The 13,029-nt window shown below is 43.5% G+C and carries 13 protein-coding genes; 3 read left to right on the forward strand and 10 right to left on the reverse strand.

Translation table 11 applies throughout. The annotated features are described in order from the left end of the window. Nucleotides 1–121: 121 nt before the first annotated feature. The 3 genes from FQ608_RS10080 to FQ608_RS10090 all read left to right on the forward strand — a co-directional run bounded on the left by FQ608_RS10080 (nucleotide 122) and on the right by FQ608_RS10090 (nucleotide 3,733). The gene (locus FQ608_RS10080) at nucleotides 122–2,989 is read left to right on the forward strand and encodes a regulator (protein ID WP_158858035.1); all 2,868 of its coding nucleotides are present in this window, start codon (nucleotides 122–124) and stop codon (nucleotides 2,987–2,989) included. 321 nt (nucleotides 2,990–3,310) lie between these two features. Further along, nucleotides 3,311–3,436, forward strand: coding sequence for a hypothetical protein (locus FQ608_RS27770; RefSeq protein WP_262885495.1), 126 nt, complete (start codon nucleotides 3,311–3,313; stop codon nucleotides 3,434–3,436). Between the two features lie 84 nt (nucleotides 3,437–3,520). Further along, nucleotides 3,521–3,733: a hypothetical protein gene (locus FQ608_RS10090; RefSeq protein WP_158858037.1), complete on the forward strand. Its 213-nt coding sequence runs from the start codon at nucleotides 3,521–3,523 to the stop codon at nucleotides 3,731–3,733. Nucleotides 3,734–3,749: 16 nt separating this feature from the next. On the opposite strand, the gene FQ608_RS10095 is transcribed toward FQ608_RS10090, so the two are convergent. The 10 genes from FQ608_RS10095 to FQ608_RS10140 form a co-directional block, all read right to left on the reverse strand. Continuing rightward, nucleotides 3,750–4,076 carry a helix-turn-helix domain-containing protein gene (locus tag FQ608_RS10095; RefSeq protein WP_234364157.1) on the reverse strand — a complete coding sequence of 109 codons (327 nt, stop codon included), beginning with the start codon at nucleotides 4,074–4,076 and terminating at the stop codon, nucleotides 3,750–3,752. Nucleotides 4,077–4,347: 271 nt separating this feature from the next. Next, nucleotides 4,348–4,740: a hypothetical protein gene (locus FQ608_RS10100; RefSeq protein ID WP_158858041.1), complete on the reverse strand. Its 393-nt coding sequence runs from the start codon at nucleotides 4,738–4,740 to the stop codon at nucleotides 4,348–4,350. A gap of 12 nt (nucleotides 4,741–4,752) precedes the next feature. After that, complete coding sequence (locus FQ608_RS10105; protein ID WP_158858043.1) at nucleotides 4,753–5,052, reverse strand: helix-turn-helix domain-containing protein; 300 nt, start codon at nucleotides 5,050–5,052, stop codon at nucleotides 4,753–4,755. Then, on the reverse strand, nucleotides 5,024–5,362 hold the full coding sequence (locus FQ608_RS10110; RefSeq protein WP_158858045.1) for a type II toxin-antitoxin system RelE/ParE family toxin: 339 nt from the start codon (nucleotides 5,360–5,362) through the stop codon (nucleotides 5,024–5,026). Before FQ608_RS10110 ends, FQ608_RS10105 begins: the two co-directional genes overlap by 29 nt. 166 nt (nucleotides 5,363–5,528) lie before the next feature. Further along, nucleotides 5,529–6,848, reverse strand: a complete 1,320-nt coding sequence (locus tag FQ608_RS10115; protein WP_158858047.1) for an enolase C-terminal domain-like protein — start codon at nucleotides 6,846–6,848, stop codon at nucleotides 5,529–5,531. A gap of 24 nt (nucleotides 6,849–6,872) precedes the next feature. Next, nucleotides 6,873–7,748 (reverse strand): 2-hydroxy-3-oxopropionate reductase, encoded by an 876-nt coding sequence (locus FQ608_RS10120; RefSeq protein WP_158858049.1) that lies wholly within the window; start codon nucleotides 7,746–7,748, stop codon nucleotides 6,873–6,875. A gap of 156 nt (nucleotides 7,749–7,904) precedes the next feature. Beyond that, the gene (locus FQ608_RS10125) at nucleotides 7,905–9,083 is read right to left on the reverse strand and encodes a mannonate dehydratase (protein ID WP_158858051.1); all 1,179 of its coding nucleotides are present in this window, start codon (nucleotides 9,081–9,083) and stop codon (nucleotides 7,905–7,907) included. A 38-nt stretch (nucleotides 9,084–9,121) separates the two neighbouring features. After that, the gene (locus tag FQ608_RS10130) at nucleotides 9,122–10,567 is read right to left on the reverse strand and encodes a GntP family permease (protein WP_199856354.1); all 1,446 of its coding nucleotides are present in this window, start codon (nucleotides 10,565–10,567) and stop codon (nucleotides 9,122–9,124) included. Nucleotides 10,568–10,573: 6 nt separating this feature from the next. After that, on the reverse strand, nucleotides 10,574–11,353 hold the full coding sequence (locus FQ608_RS10135) for an HpcH/HpaI aldolase family protein (RefSeq protein WP_158858053.1): 780 nt from the start codon (nucleotides 11,351–11,353) through the stop codon (nucleotides 10,574–10,576). Nucleotides 11,354–11,500: 147 nt separating this feature from the next. Next, a complete protein-coding gene (locus FQ608_RS10140) occupies nucleotides 11,501–13,027 on the reverse strand; it encodes a SusD/RagB family nutrient-binding outer membrane lipoprotein (protein WP_158858055.1) in 1,527 nt (508 codons plus the stop codon). Nucleotides 13,028–13,029 lie beyond the last annotated feature (2 nt).

The raw sequence follows: 13,029 nt of genomic DNA on the forward strand, positions 1-13,029 counted from the left end.
AAACGGCTCATATAAGTCTTATAACATGTTATTATTGTTTTTCCTAGATTCTCAAAAAACCTATAAGGTATACATCATTAAAATAATTCTTATCTTGTTGCCAAGAGTAATAGAATCGCTGATGAGAAATTTTATTTTCACATTAATCTTGTTGTGTTTTTATCAATCCGCATCCGCACAAGTTCCGGGGTACCCGTTTTCGACTTACTATTCCAGCCAAATTTATCAAGGGGGAATTCAAAACTATGCCATCTCCCAAAATGAATGGGGATTGATCTATGTGGCAAATAATTTTGGTATGTTGGAATATGATGGAAGCTCTTGGCGTAGGTTTTCATTGCGAAACAGTACCAAGGTGCGGGATGTACTGGTGTTGGATACGCAAACTATCCTTGCTTCGGGTCAGGGAGAGTTTGGTTACTTTCAACTAGGTCAGAATGGAAGACTTGATTATCATTCACTAATAGACCAGCTCCCTGACTCCCTGCAAAACCTCGATGAGGTCTGGAAAATCTACAGATTGCACGATCAGATAATTTTTTGCACGCTGGACGTATTATTGTTGTTCGATCACCAATTAAACTTCGTATCTACGGTTAAAAAGGAGGGCGGTGCATTTGAAAGCTTTCATTTTCAAAACAACCAATTGATCATTAACCATAAGGAGGCTGGGCTACTAATTTTGGAAAATGGCACCCTTTCAGGGTTGGAAATGGCTACGGATTTTAGGGAGAATATCATAACAGGAATTCTAAGTCTTTCCAATAGCAGGAAATTGATCTTCACCCGTGACGACGGCATTTTTCTATACACACCTTCCGGACACCAGGCTTGGAGTTCTGATTTATCAAAATTATCACTGCAGATTAATAACGCTATTAGACTAAAAAGCGGAGATATTGTCATAGGAACCCAACGCAACGGCCTTTTTATATTAGATGAAACAGGCAGTATACGTATGCATATGGATAAAAGCAGTGGGCTGGAGAACGAAACGGTACTTTCACTTTTTGAAGACCTCTCAGGAAATCTCTGGGTAGGGCATAACAATGGGATTTCCCTTATAGAACTCTCCCTACCCTTTAATCGGATTGATAGATCCATTGGTCTCAGCGGGACCGGATATACTGCAAACTTTTATGATGGCAAACTCTACTATGGCACCAACAACGGTCTCTCCTATCAGCAATTGTCACAAGGTGGATTTGAACCATTAAAAGAAGTTTCTAATACAACGGGACAGGTTTACCAAGTTGTAAGCGTTCAGGACATCCTTTTGGCCGCCCACAATGACGGGGCCATGCAAATCAAAGACCCTTCTGCGGAAAAAATTGAAGGGCAGTCAGGAGTGTGGAATTTTATTCCACTAAAAGACCATCCGAATTATTTGATAGGTGGATTGTATAGTGGTCTTGCCCTTTACGAAATTGATGGACAACAAGTGAGGTTTGTCCGGAAAATAAATGGATTTAATGAATCCTGTAGGATTCTTCAGCAAGACAGAGATGGCATTATTTGGATGACTCACGGATATAAGGGGGTATATCGGCTTGAGTTAAATGATTCGCTCGATGAAGTAGAAGCTTCTTTTTATGGCTCAGAAAATGGGCTCCCCTCCCAGCTTTTGATAAGTGTATGGAAAATAAACAATCGACTGCTTTTCACTACCGAATATGGAATTTATAGGTATAATGCCCAACTTGACCGCTTTGAAAAGGATCGCTTTTTTGCTCCCTATTTCGAAGATGATCTGTTGATAACAAGCATGGTGGAAGACCCTCTTGGAAATATATTCTATATTGGCAGCCATGAAGCCGGGGTTTTAGAAAAAAAGATCAATGGCGAATATCAAAAAAACACGGCCATTTTCAACAAAATCCTACCCTATCTAAACGATGACCTACAAAACATTTCCTTGTTGGGTGCCAATGAAGTTTTGTTCGCGGCAAAGGACGGGTTTATTTGGTATAAATTGGGAAGTAACAGCCTGCCAACTTACAGCTACCCCACATTGATTCGCTCCGTGGTTTTAACAGGTTCAAGCGACTCGTTGGTTTCATTAACCACCTCTGCTTATTCCAATTCGGATAAGACATTAAAAGTGTCCTATAACCAGGCAAACTTTCGATTCGAGTATACGAATGCAATTCCCAACCAGGAGAATAATACCCAATTTCAGGTTTGGTTGGAAGGCTTAGAAGAGGGTTATGGAGAATGGACAAACAGCCGAGTGAAGGAATATACCAACCTGAGGGAGGGCCAATACCTGTTTCATGTCAGGAGCAAAAATATTTATGGCCAGCTTGGGTTGGAAGATTCGTATTCCTTTGTTGTCAGGCCCCCTTGGTATCGGTCACGAGTGGCCTACTTAGCCTATATTTTGTTGGGACTTGCAGGCGGGGTTTTGGGATATGTGTGGATAGAGAAAAGTTATCGGAAAAAAACCGCAAGGTTCAAAGCAGTGCAACAGAAAGCCCTTCAACAAAAGGAATCCGCATTAAAGACTTCCAAGGAGGAAATAGAGCGATTGAAATTTGAAAAACTGCAAGTAGAAATCAAAGGGAAAAATAAGGAACTGGCTTCCGCAACCATGCACTTGATCAACAAAAACAGCTTTATCGACCATGTGAAACTACATCTCAACTCTATCATAAAGAAGAGCAAAAACAACGAGGTAAAGAATGAACTGCAAAAAGTAGTTGTCAGCATAGACAGGAATATTGCCGACGATAAGGAATGGGAACAGTTTGAGATTCATTTTGATCAAGTGCATGGTGACTTTATTCAGCGGTTTAAGAAGTCACATCAGACCCTCAGCCCGCAGGAAATCAAACTTAGTGCCTATCTACGGATGAATCTTTCCTCCAAAGAAATTGCCGCATTGATGAATATTTCTACCCGGGGAGTGGAAATCGCAAGGTATCGGTTACGGAAAAAACTTGAGATGGAAAGGTCTGACAATCTGCAGGAGTATATTTTGAAGTTTTAGGGAGGAAACTATCTTTTGATCCAAAGATCTTGGCAGTTTCAGTGTTGGAAAAGGGGGTTTTTTCAAACTACCTTATCTAACTTAGCGTTATTCCAATTGGTGTTGTTTTGGTTAGGTATTTCTAGCAAATAAAGTAGTTTTAAAGAATACACCATTAATAGTATGAACTTTTGAAAATATTACTTCCTAACCCCAAAGATTTTGAAAATAGTAGCTATAGAAATTACATGAAAATACTACTGGACATAAATGACGAAAAAGCTATGCATTTGCTGGAAGTACTCAAAAGACTTTCAGACGTGAAAACCAAGCAACTTACCGATGCCAGAGACTCAGCTTATGAGTGAGATCAGGGAGTCAGTAGAAGAAATGAAGCAAATCCGAGCGGGTAAAAAACAGGCCCGTGACGCAGAAGATTTTATCAATGAGTTGTTTTCCATATCATGAAATCGAGCATGGCACAAGCGACACACAGTGGGATGATTATCATAGCGAGATTCCATCTGACCATAAAAAGACAATTATAAACAGATGAAAAAAATTACAATAAACATACCCGATAACAAGTATTCCTTCTTTCTGGAACTGGTCAAAAATCTTGGACTGGAAAAGGTGAAGGAAGAACCAGTAAACGCAAACCAAGACGCTTTGAAAGGACTTGAACAGGGCTTCAAGGAAGTAAAAATGATCCAAGACGGTAAGATGAAGGGTACACCGCTTAACGAATTTCTTGATGAGCTTTAGTGTAAAGGAGAAGGATTTAAACCCCCAATACAATAGACGCTTCAATATCCAATTTTCGGCTTATTTCACGGGCAACTTTTAGGGTTGGTTCACTTTTACCGTTAAGATATTCGCTAATCCTAGAACTACTTACTCCCAAATATTGGGAGAGTGCTTTTTGGTTTAATCCCCGTTCATGCATTCGAAGCTTTATGGCTTCGGAGAGTGTTGGAGGCTGAATAGTATGATACTTTTCTTCGTAATCCGCAACCATATCGGACAGTAGATTCAGCTCAACGTATCCCTTGGCCTCTGGATTTTCAATATTTTCAGGAACAGAAAGTAATTCCTCGATTCTCTTCACTATAGCAGAATATTTAATTTCGGATTTGATCATGGTTCCAATACTCGCAATAAAGTTACAAAATATAAATTTCATCTTCAATTATACCTTAAACGTTTTAGATTCAGCCAGTCAAAAAAAGAAGTGCTGCGATCTTCTTCTGGACGGTAGGTAGATATTACCTAATAGAATCAGTCATTCAAGTCCTTAACAAGACTATCTCTTCAGCTTCCCCAACTGATTGGATTTTTTCTAATATCAGGATGTTGTGGAAATCAACCCAATTAAGGAATCATTTTTTATCAAAAATTTCTCGGTAAATAAACTGTGGAATTAACTTTTTGGCTTGTTTTGGTGAGACTTTATTGAACCGCTGAAAGGACTGCTCCTCTTTAAATTTTTCTAAGCCTCCTTTTCTTTTTAAAAGTACATCATTATCATGTCCATTTAGAATATAATTTAAAGAAACGGAGTCGCCTATCTCCGTTACATTAAAACTTTTATAGTCAACCCATAGATCATTAGTCCATGAATGTATTTCGCCTTGTTCTCCGTTGATTAAAATCGCATCACCATGAATAATTCTTTTGTGATGGATATAGATGCCACTTAACTCTTTGTTTGATGAACAACTTAGAGAAAAGAGAAAAACTACCAAGAATTGAAAAAGCTTCAAACCATCCATTTACAACCTAGTTTATAACTCCACGCTGATATGCAATTTTCCTCCCAAACCATCTTCAACAATCTTTTTCAGCGTTGAGATTCTAATATCACTGACCGCTCTTTCAATTTTGGAGATATAAGTCCTTTTAACATTCAACCGCTGAGCCAATTGTTCCTGGGTTAAATCAGCCTTCAATCTGGCATCCTTCACCAATTCAGCAATCATAAACGCCTGGGCCTTTTCCTCAAACGTTTCCCTAGTACTACTGCCAACCTCACCATATTTTTGGTTAAAATGGTCGTTAATCGTTTGTGGATTTTTTATCTTCATAATATTCTCGTCTTAACCGTAAAGCTTTTTCTATTTCATTTTTAGGTATCTTTTGAGTCTTCTTTTGGAAACCGTTCAATAGGATCACCAGTTTACCGTCATCAAAGAAGCAAAATATGCGGTAAATGTCGCTTCCAACTTTTACCCGTACCTCGTAAATCCCATCCTCTACGTGTGTAAAGAATTTCTGTGGGATATGGTGAACGTTCATCACAATATTCAACGCATAATCTATTTTCTCCCGAACAGCCAGTTTTTGACCATTATAAAACTCCCAAAAGTAGTCCCGGAAAACTTCGATGATTCTCATAGTGTAATACAACAAATGTAACCAATTAGTTTCTTTTGAAAGTCACTTTTTGGTTTCTTTTTTTCATAATGGATAATATATAGTTGGTTTTTAAAAACAAAAACATGAAGATGAAATCTTCGCTCGGCGCAGAAGCTTATAATTACTTAAAATTGAACACCAATTTCTACCACCTCACCTTCTCAAATTTCCATTCAGGATGATATTTCTGCATCTCCACCTCATCGTCCCTTTTTGTAAATCCGCAAGCCAAATAAGTCTCATGCAGTTTTTGAAGCGCGTCTCTATCAAGTTCTACGCCTAATCCCGGTCCACTTGGAACGGCAACGGCACCCTCCTCTATGGGTAGGTGGCCGCCTACGATAATCTCTTCCGACTGCCAGGGATAATGGGTGTCCAAGGCATAAGGTACCTCCGGCAAAGCCGCTCCCAGATGAACCATTGCAGCCATGGATATCCCTAAATGGCTGTTGGAATGCATGGAAAGATCCCTGCCAAAGGTCTTGCATAACTTACTCAACTCCATAGATGCCCGCAATCCACCCCAAAAATGGTGGTCACTTAGAATAATATCCTCCGAACCCAATTGGATACTTCTGGGGATATCTTCAAAGGAGGTCGTACACATATTAGTCGCCAAAGGTGTCTTTAACTGCTTTCTTAGATTGGCCATATTTTCCTGGCCCCTCACTGGATCTTCCAAATACTCCAATATCCCCTCCATCTCTTTGCCATATTTAAGCCCGGTCTCCGGTGTCCAGATGGCGTTGGGATCAAAACGTAGAGGAACCTGATCCCCAAATTCTTTATGCAAGGCCAACATACAATCTGTTTCCAACCGGGGCTCAAAAGCGCCCCCCTTTAACTTGATCGATTGAAAGCCAAAATGTTTGCACATTGCAATGGCCTGATCTACTATTCCTTTTGGATCTACAGCGGCTTCTTGGCGTGCCGCAGCCCAACCCATAGCATTTGGATCCTTCCCGTTTCCCCAACTTCCGCCTGCTCCTTCATACTTGAAAAACAGATAAGCTGCAAAGGGTACCCTATCCCTCATTTTCCCCCCTAGCAAATCAACTACCGGACGATTCGTTAGCTTACCGATGATGTCCAGACAGGCAACTTCCAACGAACTAAAAACATGGACCAGCTTGCGCTGATCCCAAGGAGCATCCCCGCGTTGGGCGGCAGTTTCCGTTCCGAAATGGGCCTCCAGTTCCCGCTGTAGTTGGTTAAGGTGATACGGGTCTCGGCCGATCACCAAAGACCTTGCAGATGCCAAAGCGTCGTCAATGGCCTTATTCCCGGGTATTTCGCTGATGCCGGATATGCCGTCCTCCGTGACTAGTTCCAATACCGTCCTGAGAGCGTAAGGTGCGTGAATACCGGCTGCATTAAGAAGTGGTGGATCCGAAATGGCTATGGGCGTAATATGCATTTCCTTAATCTTTGGAGCCTTTCCGGAATTCTTAAATAATTGATTCATTTGTTGGTTGTTGGAGGGCAGAAGTTATTTTATATTTGCAAGTTGCTCCATCAGAAGCGCTAGTGAACTGTGATCGTATTCTCCTTTGCCGGAGGCCAAGACCGCATCCATATGGCTGGCGACCAAGGCAGAGCCATAAAGTGGAACGGAAAACTCCTTACCTGCCTCCAAGGCAATATTCATATCCTTTCTATGAAGTTTGATTTTGAAACCAGGGTCAAAGTTTCGATCAATAATTCGTTGCCCGTGAAGATCTAAAATCCTGGACTGGGCAAAGCCGCCTAGCAGGGCTTCTCTCATTTTTTCCAAATTCACTCCGGCCTTTTTAGCCAAGGTAAAGGATTCGGCAACTGCTTGAATAGTCATGCCCACGATCATTTGATTGCAGGCTTTAGTCATTTGTCCCGCTCCGGCATCACCTATCAGGACGGCACTTTTGCCCATCACCTGAAATAGTGGCATAACCTCGTCAAAAGCAGCTTGACTTCCTCCACACATGATGGAAAGGGTGCCTCCCTCTGCCCCTACTTGACCACCGGATACTGGCGCATCCAATGCTTCTACTCCCTTTTCTTTTAATGAATCATACACCTCACGAGCAGTAGAAGGGGCTATCGTGGACATATCTACGAAAATAGCTCCAGACTTAATCCCTTCCAAAATGCCGTCCTTTCCATAGACCACTTCCTTTACCTCGGGCGAGTCTGGAAGCATGGTGATAACAATATCTGAATTGGCGGCAACTTCTTTGCAGGTGGAAAAAGCCTCAGCTCCCTTGTGCGTCAGGTCTCCGGCTGATTTATTGGTATCCAATACAATCAGGGAGTACCCCGCATCCATTAAGTTTATTGCCATGGGCTTACCCATGATTCCCAATCCTATAAATCCTACTTTCTTCATTTTTATGTGGCTTTAACTCAAAATCTAAATTTCATTATATCTTTTCAAGAACAATTTCAACAAAACAAATGACTAAAACGAATATAAACGCCAAAATTGGCCGATTTCCTTACAGGTTACCGACCAATCTTGAAATTTTTAAAACATCTTTTAAAATCAGCCTTCCGTATCCACCGCCTGAAGCAACGCACTGATGTGCCCGTATGCGAAGGAAAAGGCTTGGAGGTTTGCTCCAGGAGCATCTGAATAAGGAACATGGTCCGGCATAACCATTCCGTCAAACTCCACATCCCGAAGTGCCCTCATCACATGGAAGAAATTCATATCCCCATTGTCCGGATAAACTTCTTGGAAGTTGTTCCAGCCTCCCTTAATATTCCTCAAATGAATATTGAAAATTTGCTTGCGCTGACCTACCCATTCGATAATTGGGAAAATTTCCGTGGCCGGATCTTTAAGCCCTTCCGCAATGGAACCGATGCAGAAGTTAAATCCATGATAAGGGCTGTCATATAACTGTGCAAACCGCTTGATACCCTCAAACACATTCGGACTATTCCAACGGGTAATCCCTCTAAACCCTTCCGGAGCAGGCGGATCAGCAATATGGTTGGCAAGCTTTACCTTATACTCTTCGGCAACTGGGAGAATCCTGTCCAATAAATAGGTAATCCGCTCAAACATATCGTCAATACTTACATTTCCGGCAACAGTGAGCGGTTGCTCTTTCTTTATGGCTTCCTCATAAATCCAGGTACTATAAGACGCATTCCCTCGCTTAGGATCAATTGTGCGCTCTGTCCGCAGTACGGGCAAGATGGTGGTGTTATAGTTTAGGACCTTAATTCCGGTTTTTGCGGAAACTTCGATCATCTGCTGTATCATCTCAATTTCCCGGTCCCTTTCAGGACTTTTCCCAAGCATGATATTTGGGACTGAAACCCGGTCAATGCCTGCCGATGTGAGTGGTAGGTGATAAGCGTCCAGATTGATGTTATACTTTTCACAGGCTTCCTTTTTTCGCAGGGAATCTTCCAAATCCCAGCCTTTACCTTCTATCATAGCCGGCATTCCTCCATCCAAATGATAGACGCCATGTCTGGCTTTAAAGGCCAGGTTTTCTTCAGTTGTACCACCGGACTGACAGCCCAGCTTCATCAAAACTTTTTTCTTGGGTTGTGAGGTGCCTTCAATCGACTTTTCTTGGGGAGAGGCGCAACCCCCTAGGGTTTGACCTAGCGCAACCGCTCCCACAGAACCCGCGGACAGCAGCTTTACGAATTTTCTGCGCTGAATGTTTTCAGCGTTTTTTTCAGAGGATGTTTGGGTTTTCATAGCTATTTATTGTTAATCGTTTTATAGTTCAGTTTGATTTATATCAAGGGAAAGAGCTTGGCTGCAATAAGTATAGTCGCCAAGCCCGCAAACCCCATGATGGTTAGCAAGGGGGAAAAGGTGCGCAATGCCTCTTTTTCTGTCAGGTTGCTCATTTTGCATACAATCCAAAAACCGCTGTCGTTCATCCAGGGCACCAATTTGGATCCGCAGGCGATTGAAAGACCCAAATAGAGTTGATGATAATCCAGGGAGGTATTTGCCATTCCTGCCAGGATCCCGGAGGCGGTAATCATGGCGACAGTGGCTGACCCTTGTGCGGTACGTACCAGCGCTGTAATGAAGAAGGCTAGCGGTATCAACGCCATTTGATATCCCTCTGTCAATCCTGCAATGCGGAGACTGATACCTGTTTGTTGCAGCATTGCACCGAAAGCACCTCCAGCAGCAGTAATCAATATAATAACCCCGGCACTCGTCAGGGCCGCCTGAACGGATGAAATCACCAGTTCCCTGTCTTCTCTCTTCTGAATAACTACCGTCAACAAGGCTGCTCCCGCACCAAGGATAAGTGCCAGATTTTTCTCTCCCAAGAAATTAACCGAATCTACCAACCAACCTACAACCAAATTCCCTTCCCCTGTTTCCGATCCGATGGCAAATGATTCCATCGCTGCTTTGGCGCTTATAAGGAAAAGGGGGATGAAGATTGGTAGTAGGGAAACACCAATGCCCGGTAAGAGAGATGTACTCTTTTCAGAAAGGGCTTGTATGTCTTTCAATGGAGCTTCCAATGAATCCCGTAAGGGGATTTCCCACCGCTTATTCGCCCATACCGCAAAGGCATATCCTACCACTATGGTAACCAAGCCTACCAAGGTGCCACCTACCATCATCATTCCGATAGGTATATCCATCTCCACAATGAGAAATAGGGGTCCCGGCGTTGGTGGAACCAAGGAGTTAGCCATGGCTGCACCTGCGGTCACACACAGTACAAGCAGTAGGTAACTTTTTTTAAGCCGCATGGCCATGGCCTTTGCCAAGGGTATCATCAGGTAAAACACGGTATCAAAAAACACCGGGATACCCAGAAAAAAGCTGCTGGTTAAGAAGGCTAACGGAGCATTTTTCTCCCCGGTGACCCCTAAGATGGATCGGACGATCCGTTCTGCCGCACCACTGACCAGCATGCATTTGCCGATAATTGCGGCCATAGCGATTAAAATCCCGATCTGACCAGCTGTGGTACCAAAGGCAGTAGCAATCCGATCGCCGATGGGGCGGATTGACAACGCTTGCGCAGCATCTTGGCTCATCCCTTTGCTCAATCCAAACTCAATAATAGAAGCAGCCGGAGTCATCCAGGCTACCACTAGCGCAGCAATCAATAGTGCCAAGAAAGGATTAAGCCGAAAACCAATGATCCCCCCCACAACGATAAACATTCCAACCAATAAAATAACTAAAGGATCATGCAGCATAAAGGCTTAGTTAGTCCCGTAGGTGGTTTTCATTTGATTTAGTTTTTTTGCCAATTCCGCAGCCCCGTTAGCTACAAATGTGGCATCCGAACCGCAGGCAATAAGCTGTATTCCCATTGCTTGGTAGGACTCAAAATCCTTGGGATCAAAAATTAGGATTCCCGTGGCTTTACCTGCTTTTTTTGCCGCCGCTATAATCCTGTCTAACGCCTTGATAAATAAGGGATGATCGAGTTGACCAAATATCCCAAGAGACATCGTCAAATCCGCTGGACCAATAAACAGCACATCGACACCGTCAATTTCAGCAATGGTTTCCACATTTTCCAGTGCTTCCACCGTCTCAATTTGGATGATGCCTACAATATCGGATTGTGTATTTGCAGCATAGGAGTCGAAATTTTTTCCGAATCCAGTCGCCCGCACCATTTTGGCCACTCCTCTGTGACCAAAAGGCGGGTAATGCATTCCCTTTACGGCGGTGATGGCATCTTCCACAGTTTTGATTTGCGGACACATTACTCCTTCCGCCCCTACATCCAGCACCCGGTGAATACGTTGTTTGGCAACACTCTCGACCCGAACAACTGGGGCAGCCGCAGTGTTGCTCAGCGCCTGAAGTTGGTGGAGCAGGTCTTTGGGTTCTCCTGCTCCATGCTCCAAATCCAGTAAAACCCAGTCAAATCCGGCTAGCCCGACAATTTCCGCTGTCAATGGGCTGCCCAGGTTTAACCAGCATCCGCTCAGGGTTTCCCCAGCGGCCAATCTTTTCTTCAATCCTTTCATCTGTTTGTTGTTTGTTTTTCAGCGGTCAGATGGAATCGCAAAACCAAGTTTTCATTTTTATGAATGTTTCGATTAATTGCGATTCCATGCTATTGGGTTTATGATTATTTGTTCGGCTTATAAATTAGCAATTAAATCTAAAATTCACTATTTCACATCCCACCAAACCCTTGTATCCATGATATTCGGTCCCTGACGGCTGATAGCGGCCTGAACGTTTGCCGCATTCACGTTGGATTCGGCATCTGTATAGCTTAATCTCCGAATAAAATCCTCTGTTTGTAAATCGCTGCCACCAAAGGTATTTGGTGAAAGCTCGGGGAAACCTGACCTCCGGAAATTAGCCCAAGATTCAGGCCCATGAAGAAATGTCGCCACCCAATATTGGGTATTAATTTGTTCCAATTCCCTTCCTGTTTCCAAGGGGTTGGCATCCAAATAAGTTTCAATAGCAGGCCCTGCTATTTCTGTGTTTTCACCATAGGTTGCCAATTGCTGCATATGGGCTTCGATACCTTGCCTATATGCCTCCGCAGCACTCCCCGGAGCCCAGTTTCTATGCCTCGCTTCTGCTAGCAGCAATTGTGTCTGCCCATAAGTCACCAAAAAACTTGGGGCCTGTATTGCCGCCATCCGTGTCCTGTCCAGCTGGCTGTAATCCCAGAGACTGGCTAACCCGCTTGCCTGCACTGCGGTTGAAACCGTGGTATTGTCATAGCCCAACGGCATGCCGATTTGCAAGCTTGGGTCTCTAGTGGCATTTCCAGGTACCTGGCCCGCTCCGCTGGTCGCACCCACATAGCGGACAGCAATCGCGGCTAATCTTGGATCGTCGTTGTCTATCAAGTAAGAAACAAAGTCCTCTGCCAAATAGAAAAAGGCTGACTGGCCGCCATTAAGCGAGGCACCAATGTTGTTGGTGAAGTTTGCCGTATGCCGAATTACGGCGTTGTCCGCATTGGACTGCATAAGGCCACCCGCTACTGCTTTGGCTACATATTCGGCAGCTTTGGTCGGATTAACCTTTGAATGCCGCATGGCAGCACGCAGCAACAGCGAATAACCAAGTCGCTTCCATTTGTTTAAATCTCCGGAGTATAATACCTCTGCAGAAACAGGGGCACCTGCAGGATTTATTGAAGCCGATGCGCTTTCCAATTCTTTAAGAATGTCGTCATATACCTGCTCTTGCGGATCATATACCGGATTGGTAATTCCCTCCAGAAATACCCTTCCCGCCTCAAAATAGGGTATGTCTCCATAGGTATCAGTCAATACCATAAAAGTGTACGCTTTATAAATACGGAGAATATGCCGGAGATTTTCATATTGGGGCATTCCCTCCGTGCGGTTAAGCGCATCCGCCAGGTTTTTAATCCCTTCCCTGTAGCCACGCTGCCAGTTTCCCGCCGCCACGTTCCGGTTGTCCTGATTAAAATTTGCTGCTGCCCCTACCCCACTAAACGGAGTAATCATCTGTTTGACGATTGTCGTCTCATAACTTAAGTTGCCATATTGGGGGGCGGATTCAACGATCGCCGTATTTAACTGAAAAACTGGCTCCACAGCGGTTAACGCATTGGGGTTGATGTTCATTTCATCAAATCCGCTGTCACACGCAACCCCAAAAATCACAAGGATTGCAATAAATAGTTGTTTATTAAAACGTCTCATTT

Origin of the sequence: Lunatibacter salilacus (genome assembly GCF_009797935.1) — a bacterium.
Taxonomy (GTDB): domain Bacteria; phylum Bacteroidota; class Bacteroidia; order Cytophagales; family Cyclobacteriaceae; genus Lunatibacter; species Lunatibacter salilacus.